General features: G+C 53.0%; 22 protein-coding genes and 1 riboswitch. Of the genes, 18 read left to right on the top strand and 4 right to left on the bottom strand.

The window, feature by feature from the left end; all coding sequences use genetic code 11:
* Window positions 1–3: 3 nt before the first annotated feature.
* The 4 genes from cbiB to pduF form a co-directional block, all read right to left on the bottom strand.
* Window positions 4–963 carry an adenosylcobinamide-phosphate synthase CbiB gene (gene cbiB, locus HV229_RS09795; RefSeq protein WP_181547444.1) on the bottom strand — a complete coding sequence of 320 codons (960 nt, stop codon included), beginning with the start codon at window positions 961–963 and terminating at the stop codon, window positions 4–6.
* A complete protein-coding gene (locus HV229_RS09790; protein WP_016156869.1) occupies window positions 960–2,339 on the bottom strand; it encodes a cobyrinate a,c-diamide synthase in 1,380 nt (459 codons plus the stop codon). Before HV229_RS09790 ends, cbiB begins: the two co-directional genes overlap by 4 nt.
* Before the next feature lie 87 nt (window positions 2,340–2,426).
* Window positions 2,427–2,602: riboswitch (cobalamin riboswitch) on the bottom strand.
* Window positions 2,603–2,934: 332 nt separating this feature from the next.
* On the bottom strand, window positions 2,935–3,846 hold the full coding sequence (pocR, locus tag HV229_RS09785) for a regulatory protein PocR (RefSeq protein ID WP_016153526.1): 912 nt from the start codon (window positions 3,844–3,846) through the stop codon (window positions 2,935–2,937).
* A 201-nt stretch (window positions 3,847–4,047) separates the two neighbouring features.
* Window positions 4,048–4,857: a propanediol diffusion facilitator PduF gene (gene pduF, locus HV229_RS09780; RefSeq protein WP_016153527.1), complete on the bottom strand. Its 810-nt coding sequence runs from the start codon at window positions 4,855–4,857 to the stop codon at window positions 4,048–4,050.
* Between the two features lie 525 nt (window positions 4,858–5,382).
* On the opposite strand from pduF, the gene pduA reads away from it, so the two are divergent.
* From pduA to pduU, 18 genes are read left to right on the top strand one after another with little or no spacing between them, the layout of a single operon-like run.
* Window positions 5,383–5,664 (top strand): propanediol utilization microcompartment protein PduA, encoded by a 282-nt coding sequence (pduA, locus tag HV229_RS09775; RefSeq protein WP_003030255.1) that lies wholly within the window; start codon window positions 5,383–5,385, stop codon window positions 5,662–5,664.
* Window positions 5,664–6,476 (top strand): propanediol utilization microcompartment protein PduB, encoded by an 813-nt coding sequence (gene pduB / locus HV229_RS09770; RefSeq protein ID WP_016153528.1) that lies wholly within the window; start codon window positions 5,664–5,666, stop codon window positions 6,474–6,476. The genes pduA and pduB overlap by 1 nt, the downstream gene beginning before the upstream one ends.
* An 18-nt stretch (window positions 6,477–6,494) precedes the next feature.
* Window positions 6,495–8,159 (top strand): propanediol dehydratase large subunit PduC, encoded by a 1,665-nt coding sequence (gene pduC / locus HV229_RS09765; protein ID WP_003030249.1) that lies wholly within the window; start codon window positions 6,495–6,497, stop codon window positions 8,157–8,159.
* Between the two features lie 10 nt (window positions 8,160–8,169).
* Entirely contained in the window at window positions 8,170–8,844 is a 675-nt protein-coding gene (gene pduD, locus HV229_RS09760) for a propanediol dehydratase medium subunit PduD (RefSeq protein WP_003844241.1), read from the top strand.
* 14 nt (window positions 8,845–8,858) lie between these two features.
* A complete protein-coding gene (gene pduE / locus HV229_RS09755) occupies window positions 8,859–9,377 on the top strand; it encodes a propanediol dehydratase small subunit PduE (RefSeq protein ID WP_046275691.1) in 519 nt (172 codons plus the stop codon).
* 15 nt (window positions 9,378–9,392) lie between these two features.
* Window positions 9,393–11,225: a diol dehydratase reactivase subunit alpha gene (locus HV229_RS09750; RefSeq protein WP_019077098.1), complete on the top strand. Its 1,833-nt coding sequence runs from the start codon at window positions 9,393–9,395 to the stop codon at window positions 11,223–11,225.
* Window positions 11,215–11,565, top strand: coding sequence for a glycerol dehydratase reactivase beta/small subunit family protein (locus HV229_RS09745; RefSeq protein WP_016156873.1), 351 nt, complete (start codon window positions 11,215–11,217; stop codon window positions 11,563–11,565). The genes HV229_RS09750 and HV229_RS09745 overlap by 11 nt, the downstream gene beginning before the upstream one ends.
* A gap of 19 nt (window positions 11,566–11,584) precedes the next feature.
* A complete protein-coding gene (gene pduJ / locus HV229_RS09740; protein WP_001057752.1) occupies window positions 11,585–11,860 on the top strand; it encodes a propanediol utilization microcompartment protein PduJ in 276 nt (91 codons plus the stop codon).
* Between the two features lie 24 nt (window positions 11,861–11,884).
* Window positions 11,885–12,361: a BMC domain-containing protein gene (locus tag HV229_RS09735; protein ID WP_053389622.1), complete on the top strand. Its 477-nt coding sequence runs from the start codon at window positions 11,885–11,887 to the stop codon at window positions 12,359–12,361.
* A complete protein-coding gene (locus tag HV229_RS09730; RefSeq protein ID WP_016153533.1) occupies window positions 12,361–12,993 on the top strand; it encodes a phosphate propanoyltransferase in 633 nt (210 codons plus the stop codon). The genes HV229_RS09735 and HV229_RS09730 overlap by 1 nt, the downstream gene beginning before the upstream one ends.
* Window positions 12,990–13,481, top strand: coding sequence for a microcompartment protein PduM (gene pduM / locus HV229_RS09725; protein WP_049040282.1), 492 nt, complete (start codon window positions 12,990–12,992; stop codon window positions 13,479–13,481). The genes HV229_RS09730 and pduM overlap by 4 nt, the downstream gene beginning before the upstream one ends.
* Before the next feature lie 3 nt (window positions 13,482–13,484).
* A complete protein-coding gene (locus tag HV229_RS09720; protein ID WP_003030211.1) occupies window positions 13,485–13,760 on the top strand; it encodes a EutN/CcmL family microcompartment protein in 276 nt (91 codons plus the stop codon).
* Between the two features lie 8 nt (window positions 13,761–13,768).
* On the top strand, window positions 13,769–14,776 hold the full coding sequence (gene pduO / locus HV229_RS09715; protein WP_053389620.1) for a two-domain cob(I)yrinic acid a,c-diamide adenosyltransferase PduO: 1,008 nt from the start codon (window positions 13,769–13,771) through the stop codon (window positions 14,774–14,776).
* Window positions 14,773–16,158 (top strand): CoA-acylating propionaldehyde dehydrogenase PduP, encoded by a 1,386-nt coding sequence (gene pduP, locus HV229_RS09710; protein WP_047415486.1) that lies wholly within the window; start codon window positions 14,773–14,775, stop codon window positions 16,156–16,158. The genes pduO and pduP overlap by 4 nt, the downstream gene beginning before the upstream one ends.
* 10 nt (window positions 16,159–16,168) lie before the next feature.
* Entirely contained in the window at window positions 16,169–17,281 is a 1,113-nt protein-coding gene (locus HV229_RS09705) for a 1-propanol dehydrogenase PduQ (RefSeq protein WP_047357933.1), read from the top strand.
* A complete protein-coding gene (gene pduS, locus HV229_RS09700) occupies window positions 17,278–18,633 on the top strand; it encodes a cobalamin reductase PduS (protein WP_080858873.1) in 1,356 nt (451 codons plus the stop codon). Before HV229_RS09705 ends, pduS begins: the two co-directional genes overlap by 4 nt.
* Before the next feature lie 2 nt (window positions 18,634–18,635).
* Window positions 18,636–19,190 carry a propanediol utilization microcompartment protein PduT gene (gene pduT, locus HV229_RS09695; RefSeq protein ID WP_003030201.1) on the top strand — a complete coding sequence of 185 codons (555 nt, stop codon included), beginning with the start codon at window positions 18,636–18,638 and terminating at the stop codon, window positions 19,188–19,190.
* Window positions 19,190–19,540: a propanediol utilization microcompartment protein PduU gene (gene pduU / locus HV229_RS09690; RefSeq protein WP_016156881.1), complete on the top strand. Its 351-nt coding sequence runs from the start codon at window positions 19,190–19,192 to the stop codon at window positions 19,538–19,540. Before pduT ends, pduU begins: the two co-directional genes overlap by 1 nt.
* Window positions 19,541–19,542 lie beyond the last annotated feature (2 nt).

Raw genomic sequence — 19,542 nt, 5'->3', positions numbered from 1 at the left:
TCCTCAGGCTACACCGACCAGCAGCCACCGCAGCGCAATAAACAGCGCCAGTGCCAGCATCGATGCCACCCACATCAATCGAATCGTATGGGAAATGTCGTCTACCGAAATGTCGCGTTGTGCATCACCGATCCACGGTTTCTCAACGCGCTCGCCAAAGTAGTCATTAGGACCACCCAGACGAATTCCTAATGCCCCGGCAACGGACGCTTCTGACCACGCGCAGTTTGGGCTGCTGTGGTTGTAGCGATCGCGCCAGCCAATCTGCAAAGCACGCGTGCCGTCCTGGCGACATAAAAATGCCGCTGCGCCCAACAGCAGCCAACTTAGTCTCGCGGGAATATAATTTGCGACATCGTCCAGACGAGCGCTGACCATACCGATAGCACGGTATTTTTCATGTTTGTAGCCCACCATGGAGTCAAGGGTGTTTACCGCTTTGTAGGCCATCGCCAGAGGCGCACCGCCGAGGAGCAAGAAGAACAGCGGCGCGATGATGCCATCAACGGTGTTCTCAGCCACGGTTTCCACTACACCGCGGTTGATCTGTTGTGGCTGTAATTGCGAGGTATCGCGTCCTACAATCCATGACAGCTTTTCCCGACTTGCAGCAAGGTTACCGGCACGTAGCGGACGCTCGACATCCTGCGCGGCGTTTGCCAGGCAGCGCCCGGCCAGCACGGTAAAGATCATCCAGACCTCAACCACCCAACCAAGCCAGGGATGAATAGAGTGCGCCAGCGCCAGTACTCCCCAGGACACAACCCAGGTCAGCCCAACCACCACAATCCACATCACCGCGCCACCGATGCGTAGCGCACGGTCGCTATGGCAGTAACGCCGAACAACTCGCTGCACTGCAGAAATCAGATTGCCAATCCAGCGCACCGGATGCGGCCAGTTCTGCGGATCGCCGATGATAAAATCAAGCAGCCAGGCAACACACCACGCGAGGATGGTCATAGTGCGCTCCTCGCGGCTGCCAGCCAGTGGTTAAGCATCTGCGGACGTTGAGCAAAATGAACGTGTAGATAGCTGGCAAAGGTATTTCCCACCTGCCAGCCGCCGGACCAGGCTTGCAGCGTTTTGCCATCGCGCACTTTGCGACAGTTCATCACCGCGGGAGTTTCAGGGGTAAAATCGGAGTAGTGGAATTCATGTCCGCGCAGCACTTCGCCTTCTGCAGCCAACAACGTTTGCTGCGCGGCCTGCGCTTCGCAGTAGCCAAATCGGGTCAGACGTTTTCCCATTTTGCTGTGACCGGGAATGATATCCGCCATCAGCCAGGTATCACCCTGGCTGTCTTCCAGCGAACTGCCGAGATACATCAGCCCCCCGCACTCGGCATAAATCGCGACACCCTGCTGGTGCGCCGCCCGCAGTTGGTTAAGCATTGCAATATTACGGGCCAACGCCGCAGCATGTAACTCAGGATAGCCACCCCCCAGCCAGATCATCTGACAGTCGGGTAAACAGGTGTCGTGCAACGGACTAAAACGGACAATTTTAAGCCCCGTGCGCTCCAGTAGCGTAATGTTGTCCGGGTAGTAGAAGTTGAACGCTTCGTCATCGGCGATAGCAAGCGTTAGCCCTGCCCCGGCGTCTGCGGCGGGCAGCGCTGGCCATTCACCAGCAGGAAGCGTGTCTAACTGGCTTAATCTCAACAGCGCGTCGATATCAAGGGTTTGCTCCAGCGTCGCGGCAAACGCCTGCCACGGCTGCTGGTTGATAACCGACTCACGCGCGGTAACCAAACCCAGATGACGCTCGGGAAGCGCAACGCCTTCCATACGGGGAACGTAGCCTAAGACGGGTACAGCGCAGTAACGCTCAATCGCCACTTTCAGGAGCTGGTAATGCGTTTCGCTGTTAACCCGGTTAACAATAACGCCGGCAATATTCAGGGTTGGATCAAAATGCTGAAACCCCATTACCGTCGCGGCGATCGAGGTGGAAACGGCTTTGCCATCAACCAGTAGGATAACCGGACAGCCTAACTGTTTGGCCATCGCGGCGGTGCTGCAGTAGTTTGGGTCGGTGCCGTATCCGTCATACAACCCCATAACGCCTTCAATAACGGCGATATCCGCATGTTGCATGTGCTCGCGAAATAAAGCATTCAGGGTGGGGACGGGAAGCATGAAGCTATCAAGATTGCGGGAAGCAGTGCCGCATACCGCGGTATGCCAGCCGGTATCAAGGTAATCGGGGCCTACTTTGCAAGGCTGGACGCGTAAACCGCGTTTTTTCAACAAGCTCAACAAGCCCAGCGTCACCGTGGTTTTACCACAGCCGCTTCCGGTACCTGCAAGAACAAAAGCGTGAAAATTGGCCGCCATACCCTGATCCTGTTCAGGGTGGTAGGGGTGTAAAGATACCCAGTCTCTCGACTGTATGCATCTGAACCACCCACTTCCCACCGAAGTTGTTGGTAGTCACTGACAGGCAGGTCTTCTGGCTTAGCGTCATCCTCACCCGTCCTTCCCAATCTTGCGATCAGTGGTCAATACGGGGTCGTCAGCATCACAGCAGCGGGGGCTGCGGGGGATTCTCACCCCCTTCCCTACCACAAATGTGGCAAACCTGTCAGTTCAAGAGCCTGATTAATTAAGCTCTCTGTTATGAGGTAAATTCACGACCTCATGACAATAATTCAATTTAATATCTTGCCGGGTTCATTCAACCAATTACCTGGCATAAACCCACTTATTCATATGCTCGCATTCTGAATGAAAGTGCCAACAAAGAATAAAGAAAGTCATTCACAGAGACACTGTATCTCATCACAAAAATAAAAACTGGTGCAGTTTATCCCTCTAATACTAATATTTTGTTGCGCTATGACAATTTATTGACTGCTGTCGCTACTTTTCATTTTATAATGACTGGCATAGCGCCCTATATCAAAAATCGGCAATAGCAAAATATTGCCATTTAAGCGGATTCGCCACGTGAAATGACATTTATTTGTTGGCGAAATGCCTGCGGCGTGACCTGATACGTTTGACGAAAAACTTTGCAAAAATAACTGGTTTGCGAAAATCCTAAATTACGCGCAATGCTGGCTATGCTCCAGTCGCTGTGGCAAAGCAGCTCTTTTGCACTGGCCATTCGCTGCTGGTTTACCCATGCGTTAAAACCGATACCATGATATTTTTTGAACAATTTGCTGAAATAGTAAGGGCTAAGGTAAACATGAGAGGCGACATCCTCCAGACGCAATTCGTCTGATAAATGCGCATCAATATAACGCAGTGCTTTTTTCATTTTGCTGTCATGAGGATTGGTGCTGCGGTTAGCGCGTACCGGCTCTGACTGCTGCGGGTTATCTTTGATAACCACAAAATTAAGTTGTTTCTTAAGGCAATTTTCTACGATGAGCTTCAGCAGATCCGCTGAGGCGATGACTCGCGAATAATCCATTTCCGGTACATTACGAAACTCGTTGACCAGTTCGGGATCGGCTTGCCAGCGGTCATCTACATTCAGAATATCAACCAAACCAACATCGTTACTTAAGCGTACCTGGCCACAAAGCACAAACCCTACCAGGTGCCCCGCAATGACCAGCGGAATTGAGAAATCGGTAAGTCCGGCGTGACAGCGATAGATGCAGGGTTGATCGGATTTAGAGGCTTCCAGCCCTCCACAGCGATCGCTCATACGACAACGGGTACTGTGCTGAGGATGCTGGCGCATCAACTGGCAAAAAGGGGTGAAATTAAAAAGCTCAGAAATTTCATCACCGTGAATATTGACAACCACAACGGCCAGACTGGTGGCCTGCGCAAAATCCTGTGCGATTTTATTAATGAGTTCTGAGTTCAGGGCACTCGCAGAAATCATGATAAAACCTCTCAGTTAATTTATTGTTATAAATAAAACATATTATTCACATTCATTTTCACCCTGCCATCCTGAGCATTGATGAAAGTCGTAATTGAACATAACAAAAGTCTCCCATTCTTGGGAGACTTTTTGGGCAGTTCAGGATACCGGATCACGAAAACAGTTTTTACTTTTCAAAAATAAACTTCTTCTGTGAAGCTAGCTCTCATTTTCGTCCAGCTTACACGTATTACACGGTAAATTTTTGCCAATCAAATAACGATAAATTGCTGCACCCGCGCACGCGCCGATGATAGGGGCCACAATCGGTACAATGAAATAAGGGATATCACGCCCGCCGGTCATCGCAACATCTCCCCATCCGGCCATCCAGGCAAACAATTTAGGACCAAAATCACGCGCCGGATTCATCGCAAATCCGGTGAGCGGACCGGTGGATGCGCCGATAACAGCAACCAGAATACCAATCAGCAATGGTGCCAACGGACCTTTAGGAACGCCGTTACCGTCGTCAGTCAGCGCCATGATCATCCCCATAAGAATGGAGGTAATCACCACTTCAACCAACGCTGCCTGCCAGACGCTGAGCGCCGCCGCAGGATAAGTACTAAAAATACTGGCAAGGTGCAGGCTTTCCAGACTGCCGCGCACCATCTGGTGGGCCGACTCATACTCGGTAAACAGACTGCCGTAGAGCAAATAAGCCAGCAAAGCGCCACCAAAGGCCCCCGCGACCTGCGCCACAGTGTAAGGTAAAACTTTGCGCCCCGGAAAACAGGCAAACAGCCACAGTGCGATGGTGATAGCAGGGTTGAGATGCGCGCCAGAGATCCCGGCTGTCAGGTAGACTGCAAGCGAGATCCCCAGACCCCAAATGATGCAGATTTCCCACAATCCCAGGCTGGCACCTGCGACTTTCAGAGCGCTCAGGCAGCCAATACCAAAAAACAAAAATAGCCCGGTACCCAAAAACTCAGCAATGCATTGCGCTTTTAGTGAATCGTTCATTGTGACACCTTCTAAGCAGAGTTCGTGTCTTTACCAGCGGACTCCTTACTGGCAAGTAGAATACTTCGAGGCTTACTATAAAAGGCCGTATCAGCAAATTGTTGGCATTCTGCGGATAGCTTGCCCTTTAAAATCGTGGCGCAATAGCAAATTCTTGCTACGCACTTTATTAAAACATTAGAGACAATCGGGATTTCGCGTATTACACGGACATTTTCAAAACAATAAAATATTGCTATTAGCAGAAATCCGTTTTCAAACCACCATCACAATTTCATTTTTTTCGCATAGCAAATGATATTTATAATGTCACCAGAAAAAGTGTAAATGTGGAACTGACATAACTAAATAATCATATCAATAAGATTTAATATATCCATTAAAAACAACAAGTTAAAATAATTAATAGCAATTTTATATCACCTTACCTCTATTATTTTTTCACTCTCAATTTCAAGTCAGCCATTCTTTTTCCTCGCTTCTTTTTATAGTCATGAACATCGGGACAACCCAGGCGAGGTCTTTATGCAACAAGAAGCGTTAGGAATGGTAGAAACCAAAGGCTTGACTGCAGCCATAGAGGCCGCAGATGCAATGGTGAAGTCAGCCAATGTAATGCTGGTCGGCTACGAAAAAATTGGTTCGGGGCTGGTAACAGTCATTGTCCGCGGCGATGTTGGCGCAGTCAAAGCAGCAACAGATGCAGGTGCCGCCGCAGCACGTAATGTGGGAGAAGTGAAAGCCGTACACGTCATCCCACGCCCTCACACCGATGTAGAAAAAATCTTACCGAAGGGAATTAGCTAATGAGCAGCAATGAGCTGGTTGATCAGATCATGGCGCAGGTGATTGCTCGCGTGGCAACGCCGGAACAGCAGGCTATCCCTGAAAATAATCCTCCAACACGAGAAACGGCTATGGCAGAGAAAAGCTGCAGTTTAACGGAGTTTGTCGGTACTGCGATTGGCGACACCGTCGGTCTGGTAATCGCCAACGTGGACAGCGCCCTACTGGACGCAATGAAACTTGAAAAACGGTATCGCTCCATTGGCATCCTTGGCGCGCGTACTGGTGCAGGCCCGCACATCATGGCCGCAGATGAAGCGGTAAAAGCCACCAATACTGAAGTCGTCAGTATTGAGTTGCCACGTGATACCAAAGGCGGCGCGGGTCACGGTTCGCTGATTATTCTCGGCGGCAACGATGTTTCCGACGTGAAACGCGGAATTGAGGTTGCGCTGAAAGAACTGGATCGCACCTTTGGCGATGTTTATGCCAACGAAGCCGGTCACATCGAGATGCAATACACCGCACGCGCCAGCTACGCGCTGGAAAAAGCCTTTGGTGCACCGATTGGCCGTGCCTGTGGCGTGATCGTCGGCGCCCCGGCATCCGTTGGTGTCCTGATGGCTGATACTGCGCTGAAATCCGCCAACGTGGAAGTTGTGGCCTACAGCTCCCCTGCCCATGGCACCAGCTTCAGTAACGAAGCCATTCTGGTCATTTCAGGCGATTCCGGCGCTGTGCGTCAGGCCGTTATCTCCGCCCGCGAAATCGGTAAAACCGTACTCGGGACCCTCGGCTCAGAACCGAAAAACGATCGTCCGTCCTACATCTGATATCAGTGAGGCTGATTCATGAGATCGAAAAGATTTGAAGCACTGGCGAAGCGCCCTGTGAATCAGGATGGCTTCGTTAAGGAGTGGATCGAAGAAGGCTTCATTGCGATGGAAAGCCCGAACGACCCTAAACCGTCGATTAAAATCGTCAATGGTACAGTCACAGAACTGGACGGCAAATCCGCCAGTGAATTTGACTTAATTGACCATTTCATTGCCCGCTATGGCATTAACCTGGCGCGCGCTGAAGAAGTCATGGCGATGGACTCAGTAAAACTTGCCAATATGCTTTGCGACCCTAACGTGAAGCGCAAAGACATTGTGCCGCTGACCACCGCAATGACCCCGGCAAAAATTGTCGAAGTGGTGTCCCATATGAACGTCGTTGAGATGATGATGGCCATGCAGAAAATGCGTGCTCGTCGTACACCGTCTCAGCAGGCGCACGTCACTAACGTTAAAGATAATCCAGTGCAGATTGCCGCTGATGCGGCTGAAGGCGCCTGGCGCGGATTTGACGAACAGGAAACGACGGTTGCCGTTGCGCGTTATGCACCCTTTAACGCCATTGCGCTGTTAGTCGGCTCACAGGTTGGGCGCCCTGGCGTATTAACCCAGTGCTCGCTGGAAGAAGCGACCGAACTTAAACTCGGTATGTTAGGCCACACCTGTTACGCGGAAACCATTTCTGTTTATGGTACTGAACCCGTCTTTACCGACGGCGATGACACGCCATGGTCGAAAGGTTTCCTCGCCTCTTCCTACGCCTCACGCGGTCTGAAAATGCGCTTTACCTCCGGTTCTGGCTCAGAAGTTCAGATGGGCTACGCCGAAGGTAAATCGATGCTTTACCTCGAAGCCCGCTGTATTTACATCACCAAAGCCGCTGGCGTACAGGGTTTACAAAATGGCTCAGTAAGCTGCATCGGCGTGCCTTCCGCTGTGCCGTCAGGCATTCGTGCGGTGTTAGCTGAAAACCTGATCTGTTCTTCCCTGGATCTGGAGTGTGCCTCCAGCAACGACCAAACCTTTACCCACTCGGATATGCGTCGTACTGCCCGCCTGCTGATGCAATTCCTGCCGGGTACTGACTTCATCTCTTCCGGTTATTCCGCTGTACCGAACTACGACAACATGTTTGCGGGTTCGAACGAGGATGCCGAAGATTTTGACGACTACAACGTTCTCCAGCGAGACCTCAAGGTAGATGGGGGTCTGCGTCCGGTTCGTGAAGAAGACGTTATCGCCATTCGTAATAAAGCGGCACGTGCACTGCAGGCCGTCTTTGCCGGGATGGGATTACCGCCAATCACTGATGAAGAAGTGGAAGCGGCGACTTACGCCCACGGTTCGAAAGATATGCCGGAGCGAAACATCGTTGAAGATATCAAGTTTGCGCAAGAGATCATCAATAAAAACCGTAACGGTCTGGAAGTGGTGAAAGCCCTTGCTCAGGGCGGGTTTACCGATGTTGCTCAGGACATGCTCAACATCCAGAAAGCCAAGTTAACCGGGGATTATCTGCATACCTCCGCCATTATCGTTGGCGACGGACAGGTGCTATCCGCAGTAAATGACGTCAATGACTATGCCGGTCCGGCAACAGGTTATCGCCTACAAGGCGAACGCTGGGAAGAGATCAAAAACATCCCTGGCGCACTTGATCCCAACGAACTTGGCTAAGGGGTGAAAAATGGAAATCAATGAAAAGCTGCTGCGCCAGATAATTGAAGACGTACTGTCTGAAATGCAAACCAGCGACAAACCCGTCTCATTCCGCGCATCGACAGCGGCTAGCGCGCCACAGGCTGCAGCGGCGCAGGGCGACAGCTTTCTGACCGAGATTGGCGAAGCCAAACAAGGCCAGCAGCAGGACGAAGTGATTATTGCCGTAGGTCCCGCGTTTGGACTGTCGCAAACCGTCAATATCGTAGGGATCCCGCATAAGAACATCTTGCGCGAAGTGATTGCGGGTATTGAAGAAGAAGGCATTAAAGCGCGCGTTATCCGCTGCTTTAAATCTTCCGATGTGGCATTTGTCGCCGTGGAAGGTAACCGTCTGAGCGGTTCCGGGATCTCTATCGGCATCCAGTCAAAAGGCACCACGGTTATCCACCAGCAGGGGTTACCGCCGCTTTCTAACCTGGAGCTGTTCCCTCAGGCACCGCTTCTGACGCTGGAAACCTATCGTCAGATCGGTAAAAACGCCGCGCGTTATGCCAAGCGTGAATCTCCGCAACCGGTCCCTACTCTGAATGACCAGATGGCTCGTCCTAAGTACCAGGCGAAATCGGCCATTCTGCACATTAAAGAGACCAAATACGTCGTGACGGGCAAAAACCCGCAGGAACTGCGCGTGGCGCTTTGATAAAGGATAACTCCATGAATACCGACGCAATTGAATCGATGGTTCGGGATGTGCTGAGCCGGATGAACAGCCTGCAAGGCGAGCCCGCGACGCCGGCCGCGGCGAGTTCACCAGCACATACCGCGAAAGTCACGGATTACCCTCTCGCGAATAAACATCCTGAGTGGGTAAAAACCGCAACCAACAAAACTCTGGATGACTTCACGCTCGAAAATGTTCTGAGCAACAAAGTGACGGCGCAGGACATGCGCATCACCCCTGAAACGCTGCGCCTTCAGGCGGAAATCGCCAAAGATGCCGGACGTGACAGGCTGGCGATGAACTTCGAGCGCGCCGCTGAGCTAACCGCTGTACCTGACGATCGCATTCTTGAGATCTACAACGCGCTGCGCCCATACCGCTCAACGAAAGACGAGCTGATGGCTATCGCTGACGATCTCGAAAATCGTTATCAGGCAAAGATCTGTGCAGCTTTCGTTCGTGAAGCGGCAGCGCTGTACGTTGAGCGTAAAAAACTCAAAGGCGACGACTAACTCAGGGACAGGATCATGCGATATATAGCTGGCATTGACATAGGCAACTCATCAACGGAAGTCGCTCTGGCTACCCTCGATGAGTCTGGCGCACTGAGCATCACCGGCAGTGCGCTGGCAGAAACCACCGGAATTAAAGGCACATTACGTAATGTGTTTGGTATTCAGGAGGCACTTTCGCTGGCAGCAAAAAATGCCGGTATCAATGTCAGCGATATTTCGCTCATCCGCATTAACGAAGCCACCCCGGTCATTGGTGACGTCGCGATGGAAACGATAACCGAAACCATCATCACTGAATCCACCATGATCGGCCATAACCCTAAAACGCCGGGCGGCGTCGGATTAGGCGTTGGCGTCACTATTACGCCGGAAGACCTGCTCAGCCGTCCGGCGGATACGCCCTATATTCTGGTGGTGTCATCGGCATTTGATTTCGCCGATGTCGCCACGATGATTAATGCCTCCGTCCGCGCCGGATACCAGTTAACTGGCGTTATTTTGCAGCAGGACGATGGCGTGTTGGTCAGTAATCGTCTGACCCACCCCCTGCCTATCGTCGATGAAGTCCTTCATATCGACCGCATCCCGTTAGGTATGCTGGCTGCCATTGAGGTCGCAATTCCAGGAAAAGTCATTGAAACGCTTTCTAACCCTTACGGGATTGCGACCGTTTTTGGCCTCAACGCCGACGAGACTAAAAACATTGTCCCGATGGCGCGGGCGCTGATTGGCAACCGTTCTGCCGTGGTTGTGAAAACACCGTCAGGTGATGTGAAAGCACGAGCCATTCCTGCCGGAAATCTGGAGCTACAGTCACAGGGTCGTACCGTACGGGTCGACGTTGCAGCTGGCGCTGAAGCGATTATGAAAGCGGTTGGTGAATGCCCGAAACTGGATAACGTCACCGGAGAGGCTGGCACCAATATTGGCGGCATGCTGGAGCATGTGCGCCAGACAATGGCTGAATTAACCAACAAACCCAGCCACGAAATTTTTATTCAGGACCTGCTGGCAGTCGATACCTCGGTTCCCGTCAGCGTGACCGGCGGACTAGCCGGTGAGTTCTCGCTGGAACAGGCTGTCGGCATTGCTTCCATGGTGAAATCAGACCGCCTGCAAATGGCGATGATTGCTCAGGAAATCACGCAAAAGCTCAACATTGACGTCCAGGTTGGCGGCGCCGAAGCCGAAGCTGCCATTCTGGGGGCCTTAACCACCCCCGGCACGACGCGTCCACTGGCTATTCTGGATCTCGGTGCAGGATCGACCGATGCCTCCATCATCAACCCGAAAGGCGAAATTATTGCCACACACCTGGCGGGTGCGGGCGATATGGTCACGATGATTATTGCCCGTGAACTGGGGCTGGAAGACCGTTATCTCGCTGAAGAGATCAAAAAGTACCCGCTGGCTAAAGTCGAGAGCTTATTCCATCTTCGCCACGAAGATGGCAGCGTCCAGTTCTTCCCTACACCTCTCCCGCCAACGGTTTTTGCCCGCGTATGCGTAGTAAAACCCGATGAACTGGTGCCACTGCCAGGCGAACTGGCGCTGGAGAAAGTCCGGGCCATTCGCCGCAGCGCTAAGGAACGCGTTTTCGTCACCAACGCACTCAGAGCGCTACGTCAGGTGAGTCCGACCGGGAACATTCGGGATATTCCCTTTGTGGTGCTGGTTGGCGGCTCATCCCTGGACTTTGAAGTTCCGCAACTGGTCACCGATGCGCTGGCACACTATCGCCTGGTTGCCGGGCGCGGCAACATTCGAGGCACCGAAGGTCCGCGCAACGCGGTCGCGACAGGGCTGATTCTCTCCTGGTACAAGGCATTCGCTCATGGAAAGTAATCTCACCACGCCAGCCATCGTTATCTTCGCCACTGCTGGATGCACTGACGTCTGGAGTGATGTGCTGCTGGGTATTGAAGAAGAAGGGATCCCCTTTGTGATTCAGGAGAGCCCGTCAACTGACGTTATCCACAACGCATGGCTGGCGGCTTGCCAATCGCCACTGCTGGTTGGCATTGGCTGCAGTCGCGAAAAACTGGTCGTGCACTATAAAAACTTACCCACATCAGCGCCACTATTTACGCTGACGTATCAACAAGATAACCATGCCCGACGCAGCATTGGTAATAACGCTGCGCGGCTGGTTAAAGGCATTCCGTTTCGGGAATGCCACTCATAACCCACAGGAGAAAAGCAGTATGAATAACGCACTGGGACTGGTTGAAACAAAAGGGCTTGTCGGCGCTATTGAAGCCGCTGATGCCATGGTGAAATCCGCAAACGTGCAGTTGGTTGGTTACGAAAAAATCGGCTCAGGCCTTATCACCGTTATGGTTCGCGGCGATGTCGGCGCAGTGAAAGCTGCCGTAGATGCAGGAAGCGCTGCAGCAAGCGCCGTTGGCGAGGTGAAATCCTGCCACGTTATCCCGCGTCCGCACAGCGACGTTGAAGCCATTTTACCTAAATCCGCATAAGTCGTTGCAACCAAGGAGCACAGCGTGAAGCAATCACTGGGATTACTTGAAGTTAGTGGTCTGGCATTAGCCATCAGTTGCGCGGACGTCATGGCGAAAGCCGCCTCCATCACGCTGGTGGGCCTCGAAAAAACCAACGGTTCAGGCTGGATGGTGATCAAGATAATCGGGGATGTGGCCTCCGTCCAGGCGGCCATTTCCACCGGTGTCAGTTTCGCTGACCAGCGAGATGGACTGGTGGCTCACAAAGTCATATCCAGACCAGGGGATGGCATTCTGTCACATAGCATCACCCCGGAGTCTGAGTCTGAGTCTGAGCCAGCGCCCGCCCCGACACCGGTCGTACCACATGAAGAGATTCCTGAGGACCATGCAGCGCCCGAAGCGCCACAAGATGCAGAGTTGATTAGCTGCAATCTGTGTCTTGACCCTGCCTGCCCCCGTCAAAAGGGCGAGCCGCGCTCTCTTTGTCTGCACTCAGGCAAACGAGGTGAAGCGTGATGGATAAACAGCAACTGGAGACAACGGTCACCAAAGTTCTGGATGAAATGCGTGAGCGCCCTATTCCGCTAGGGATCTCTAATCGTCATATTCATCTATGCGCTGAAGATTACGACCGCTTGTTTCCCAATCACCCTATTAGTGAGAAAAAAGAGCTGCTGCAGCCCGGACAATATGCAGCAGACCAGACCGTCACGCTGGTGGGACCAAAAGGTCAGTTAAAAAATGTGCGCTTACTCGGCCCACTGCGTAGCACCAGTCAGGTCGAAATTTCTCGTACCGACGCTCGTACGTTGGGAATTGCTGCTCCACTACGGATGTCAGGCAGTATCGAGGGCACGCCAGGCGTTCGCCTTATCAGTCCATTTGCTGAACTGGACTTAGCATCCGGGGTAATCGTCGCCCAACGCCATATCCATATGTCGCCGCTCGATGCCCTAATCCTGCGCGTTTCCCATGGCGATAAAGTCTCTGTTGCCATTAATGGCGATGAACGTCGACTGATTTTCGATAACGTCGCCGTACGCGTTTCGCCGGATATGCGCCTTGAGATGCATATCGATACCGACGAAGCCAATGCTGCGGGCGCAGATAATCCGCAGGCATTTGCCACACTGGTGAGCCCACGATGAACAACGAACTGCTGCAACGCATTATCGAGGAGGTTGTTTCCCGATTAAAAAAACGCGCGGAAAGCACGCTCTCGCTTAGCGTCGCGCAGTTACGGGAAATCGAACCACGGACATTGTGCTGCCAGTACTCGTCGCTCCACCTCCTGCAGGCGGACCTGCCATTGCTGGAGCAAATTGCCGAGGGCTGCGCGGACAACATGTCGGTGGTAACGATCCACGAAGCGCTGGCATGCGGAGTCCGCGTGAAAATTTCACTACAACACCGATTGTTACCCGCAATCCCCGTTAGAAAACTTGCGCGTCTGCCTCTGGAGTTCAGCGACGAGCTGGGGCGAATCATCGTTTTGCATCCTGACAAACTTCTCAGCTATGCCGACGTCGCCCAACTGAAGGGGGGCGTTCTGGTGCTACGTCGTCGATGTGTCGTGACGGCTCTGGCTCAGGACGCCGTCGGTACGCGAAATGTCCAATTAATTAAGCAGGAGTGAGCTATGCATCTGGCACGGGTTACAGGCGTTGTGGTTTCCACGCAAAAATCCCCATCACTGGTGGGGAAGAAACTGTTGCTGGTACGTCGGGTGAGTGCGGACGGAGAGCTTCCCGCGTCCCCTGTGAGTGGAGATGAAGTCGCGGTTGATTCTGTCGGCGCTGGAACTGGAGAACTGGTATTACTCAGCAGTGGCTCCAGCGCCAGACACGTTTTTTCCGGCCCTAATGAGGCCATCGATCTGGCTATCGTCGGCATTGTCGACACGCTTTCTCGTTAGGAGGAACTATGGCGATTTATACCCGCACTGGCGATGCCGGCACAACGGCCCTCTTTACCGGGCAACGCGTGAGCAAAACGCACCCGCGCGTTGAGGCTTACGGTACGCTGGACGAACTTAATGCGGCGCTTAGCCTGTGTGTTTGCGCAGCGAAAAACCCGCAGCACCGCCAGTTACTCGAAAACATTCAACTGCAGCTTTTTTGGTTCAGCGCCGAGCTGGCAAGCGAAAGCGAACAGCCAGCGCCAGAGCAGCGCTACATCAGCTCAGAAGAAATTGCCGCGCTGGAAGCCGCCATCGATACCGCGATGCGGAGAGTGCCCCCCCTACGCAGCTTTATTTTACCTGGCCGCAGCGAAGCCGCCAGCCGTCTGCACTTTGCCCGCACGCTGGCCCGCCGCGCAGAGAGGCGACTGGTCGAACTCTCCACCGAGATTTCCGTCAGACACGTGCTGATGCGTTATATCAATCGCCTCTCCGACTGCTTATATGCGCTTGCACGAGCAGAAGATCATGACGCCCATCAAAACAACATTATTCAGAAAGTGGCGGAGCGTTATCTCGCAGCCATCCGTACATCAGCCACCAGGGAGCCGGCTATGTCTCTGTCTTTTCAGGAACTCCACCAACTCACTCGCGCTGCGGTAACGAGAGCAGAAGAACTTCAGGTTCCGGTCGTCATCAGCATTGTTGATGCGAATGGGACCCAAACGGTGACCTGGCGCATGCCTGACGCATTACTCGTCAGTAGCGAACTGGCACCGAAAAAAGCCTGGACCGCCGTGGCAATGAAAACCGCCACGCATGAGCTGACATCGGCAGTGCAGCCAGGCGCCGCGCTTTACGGTCTGGAAAGCCATATGCAGGGAAAAGTCGTCACCTTCGGTGGCGGGTACGCATTATGGCGTGAGGGGTTACTCCTTGGGGGTCTTGGCATCAGCGGGGGAAGCGTTGAGCAGGATATGGACATTGCAGAAACGGCCATTGCGGCAATTAACGTGAGAACACATCAATGAACACTTCAGAACTTGAAACCCTTATTCGTAACATTTTGAGTGAGCAACTTGCCCCGGCAAAAGCAGAAGTTAAGGGTAATGGAATTTTTCCGTCCGTTAGCGAAGCGATCGATGCCGCTCATCAGGCTTTTCTGCGTTATCAGCAATGTCCATTGAAAACCCGCAGCGCCATCATTAACGCCCTGCGAGAAGAGCTGACGCCTCACCTTGCTTCATTGGCTGCTGAAAGCGCTGCCGAAACGGGAATGGGCAACAAAGAGGATAAGTTCCTTAAAAATAAAGCTGCGTTGGACAATACCCCGGGTATCGAAGATCTCACCACCACGGCGCTTACCGGCGACGGTGGCATGGTGTTATTCGAGTATTCACCCTTTGGCGTGATTGGTTCCGTCGCCCCCAGCACCAACCCGACGGAAACCATTATTAACAACAGCATCAGTATGCTGGCTGCGGGAAATAGCGTTTATTTTAGCCCACATCCAGGTGCAAAAGCGGTCTCACTGAAGCTGATTACCATGATTGAAGATATTGCTTTTCGCTGCTGCGGGATTCGGAATCTTGTCGTCACGGTCACAGAACCCACTTTTGAGGCTACCCAGCAGATGATGGCGCACCCTAAAATCGCAGTTCTGGCGATTACCGGTGGTCCAGGCATTGTTGCTATGGGCATGAAAAGCGGGAAAAAAGTCATTGGCGCAGGCGCAGGCAATCCTCCCTGCATTGTTGATGAAACAGCCGACCTGGTTAAGGCGGCGGAAGATATCATCAATGGCGCATCCTTTGATTACAACCTCCCCTGCATTGCTGAGAAGAGCCTGATTGTTGTTGATGCCGTTGCCGAACGACTGGTTCAACAAATGCAGTCTTTTGGCGCGATGCGACTCAATAGCGAAGAGATAGACAAACTGCGCGCAGTTTGTCTGCCAGAAGGAATAGCCAATAAACAACTGGTAGGGAAAAGCCCGGCAACCTTACTGGAAGCCGCGGGAATACCGGTTCCGGCAAAAGCACCTCGATTACTGATAGGTATCGTCAAGGCTGACGACCCATGGGTTACCAGCGAGCAACTGATGCCAATGCTCCCCATCGTAACGGTGAGCGATTTTGACAGCGCGTTAACGTTGGCCCTGAAGGTTGAAGAGGGATTGCATCACACCGCCATTATGCATTCGCAAAATGTGTCACGTCTGAACCTTGCCGCGCGCACGCTTCAGACCTCCATTTTTGTGAAAAATGGCCCCTCTTATGCTGGGATTGGCGTTGGTGGTGAAGGCTTTACCACCTTCACCATCGCAACGCCGACCGGCGAAGGAACGACATCTGCGCGCACTTTCGCACGCTCTCGTCGTTGCGTGCTGACAAACGGTTTTTCTATTCGCTAATGGGGCCGTTATGAAAAGCTTTTCACTGCAAACTCGATTGTACAGCGGCCAGGGAAGCCTGGATGTGCTTAAGCGCTTCACGAATAAGCATATCTGGATTATCTGCGATGGTTTTCTCGCGCGTTCTCCCCTGATTGAAAAGCTGCGCGACGCGCTGCCAGCGGATAACCGCATCAGCATTTTCAGCGATATCACCCCCGATCCCACCATTAACACGGTAGTACAAGGGATTGCGCAAATGCAGTCCCTACGACCGGACGTCGTAATTGGTTTTGGCGGTGGCTCTGCACTGGACGCCGCAAAAGCCATCGTCTGGTTCAGCCGACAGTTCGGTATTGAGATTGAAACCTGCGTTGCAATTCCCACCACCAGCGGCACGGGATCGGAGGTGACCAGCGCCTGCGTGATTAGCGATCCGGATAAAGGCATTAAGTATCCATTATTTAATAAGGCGCTTTATCCGGACATGGCCATCCTTGATCCGACGCTGGTCGTCAGCGTTCCACCAGCCATAACAGCGAATACCGGCATGGACGTATTAACGCATGCGCTGGAGGCTTACGTGTCCACGAAAGCCAGCGACTTCACCGATGCGCTGGCTGAAAAAGCGGCACAAATTGTCTTCCAGTACCTGCCTGTCGCCGTCAGCAAAGGCGACTGCCTGGCAACCAGAGGAAAAATGCACAACGCGTCAACGCTCGCGGGAATGGCATTCAGTCAGGCTGGTCTGGGTATCAATCATGCGATTGCCCATCAGTTGGGCGGCCAGTTTCATCTGCCCCACGGACTTGCCAATGCGCTGCTGCTGACCCATGTCATTCATTTTAATGCCCGCGATCCGCGGGCTGCGAAGCGCTATGCCCGTTTCGCTAAAGCCTGCCACCTATGCCCGGATAACGCGAACGATACGGCGGCACTGAATGCGCTAATTCGTCATATAGAGCTACTCAAAAAACAGTGTGCGTTACCTTCTTTTGCTGACGCGCTTAAAGACGGAAAGCAAGCCTGGTCACAACGTATACCGTCGATGGTTCAGGCCGCGCTGGCTGATGTCACGCTGCAAACCAATCCTCGTGTTGCCGACGCCAGCGCCATGCAGGAACTGCTTGAGGAATTATTATGAAGACAGCCATGACGGCAGAGTCCACGCTTTATGATGCGCAGACAATTCGCGAACGCGTTCGCGCAGCGGGTGTTGTCGGGGCCGGAGGCGCAGGCTTTCCTGCTCACGTAAAATTACAGGCGCAGGTCGATACGTTTCTGGTCAATGCGGCAGAATGTGAACCGATGCTGAAAGTTGACCAGCAATTGATGGCCGTTCAGGCTGAGCGACTTATCCGTGGCGTTCAATATGCCATGACGGCTACCCGGGCCAGGGCCGGTATTATTGCGCTCAAAGAGAAATATCAAAAGGCTATCAATGCGTTAACGCCCCTTCTGCCTGCCGGGATCCGCTTACATATTTTGCCTGATGTCTACCCGGCTGGTGACGAGGTTTTGACCATCTGGATGGCAACGGGCCGGAGAGTTCCGCCTGCCGCGCTGCCGGTCAGCGTCGGCGTGGTGGTCAATAACGTCCAGACTGTACTCAACATCGCCAGAGCCGTTGAGCAGCAATATCCGGTTACGCGCCGTACCCTGACCGTTAACGGCGCGGTCGCCAGACCAATCACTCTTACCGTCCCTATCGGAATGTCTTTACGTGAGGTTCTGGCACTGGCCGGTGGTGCTACCGTTGACGATCCCGGTTTTATTAACGGTGGTCCGATGATGGGCGGCCTGATTACCTCACTGGATACCCCAGTCAGCAAGACCACCGGGGGACTGTTGGTTTTACCAAAGTCTCATGCGTTGATTCAGCGGCGGATGCAGGATGAACGCACCGTGCTTTCCGTCGCAAAAACCGTTTGCGAGCAGTGTCGTTTGTGTACGGATTTGTGCCCAAGGCATTTGATCGGCCATGAATTATCGCCGCACCTGCTGGTTCGCGCGGTTAATTATCAGCAGGCGGCCACACCGCAGTTACTGCTCACGGCCCTGACCTGTTCAGAATGCAATGTATGTGAAAGCGTAGCCTGTCCGGTTGGGATTTCACCGATGCGAATTAACCGCATGCTTAAACGCGAGCTACGGGCGCTCAACCATCGTTATGAAGGGCCGTTAAATCCTGAGGATGAAATGGCGAAGTATCGGCTTATTCCGGTGAAGCGCCTTATTACCAAACTGGGCCTTAGCGACTGGTATCACGATGCGCCACTGACTGAGACTGATTATCCCACGGATAAAACGACGCTGTTGCTACGCCAGCATATTGGTGCCAGCGCCATCCCATGTGTACTGCAGGGCGAACACGTTGTTCGCGGTCAATGCGTTGCCGATGTGCCGTCCGGTGCATTAGGCGCACCTGTCCACGCCAGTATTGACGGTATTGTCAGCGAAATTACTGAGCAATCCATCACGGTAATAAGAGGTTAATCATGTCTCAGGCTATAGGGATTTTAGAACTCACCAGCATTGCCAAAGGAATGGAAGCGGGCGATGCCATGTTAAAAAGCGCGAATGTGAATTTACTTGTCAGCAAGACCATCTGCCCGGGTAAATTTCTGCTCATGCTCGGTGGTGACGTAGGCGCAGTACAACAGGCGATCGCCACCGGAACTTCTCTTGCTGGCGATATGCTCGTTGATAGTCTGGTACTACCCAACATTCACGCCAGCGTACTTCCTGCGATCAGTGGACTTAACAGCGTGGATAAGCGTCAGGCCGTGGGCATTGTTGAAACATGGAGCGTTGCGGCCTGCATCTGCGCCGCCGACCGTGCGGTTAAAGCCTCCAATGTCACGCTGGTACGCGTCCATATGGCATTTGGTATCGGTGGCAAGTGCTACATGGTTGTCGCTGGCGATGTGTCTGATGTGAATAACGCAGTCACAGTTGCCAGTGAAAGTGCGGGTGAAAAAGGCCTGTTGGTTTACCGTTCGGTCATCCCTCGTCCGCATGAAAGCATGTGGCGACAGATGGTGGAGGGATAATGGAAAGACAACCCACCACGGATCGCATGATTCAGGAATATGTTCCTGGCAAGCAGGTTACGCTGGCGCATCTTATCGCTAATCCGGGTAAAGATTTGTTCAAGAAACTGGGATTACCAGAATCGGTTTCCGCAATCGGTATTCTGACGATTACCCCCAGCGAAGCCTCAATCATCGCCTGTGATATCGCCACGAAATCCGGGGCGGTAGAGATTGGTTTTCTCGACCGTTTTACCGGCGCTGTGGTACTGACGGGCGATGTTTCCGCCGTTGAGTACGCGCTGAAACAGGTAACCCGGACGTTGGGCGAAATGATGCGTTTTACCGCCTGTCCCATCACCCGGACATAATC

Source organism: Citrobacter sp. RHBSTW-00524, from assembly GCF_013747755.1.
Lineage (GTDB): Bacteria > Pseudomonadota > Gammaproteobacteria > Enterobacterales > Enterobacteriaceae > Citrobacter > Citrobacter braakii.
Note: the sequence above shows the minus strand (reverse complement) of the source record. Positions and strands in the feature narration are given on the sequence as shown.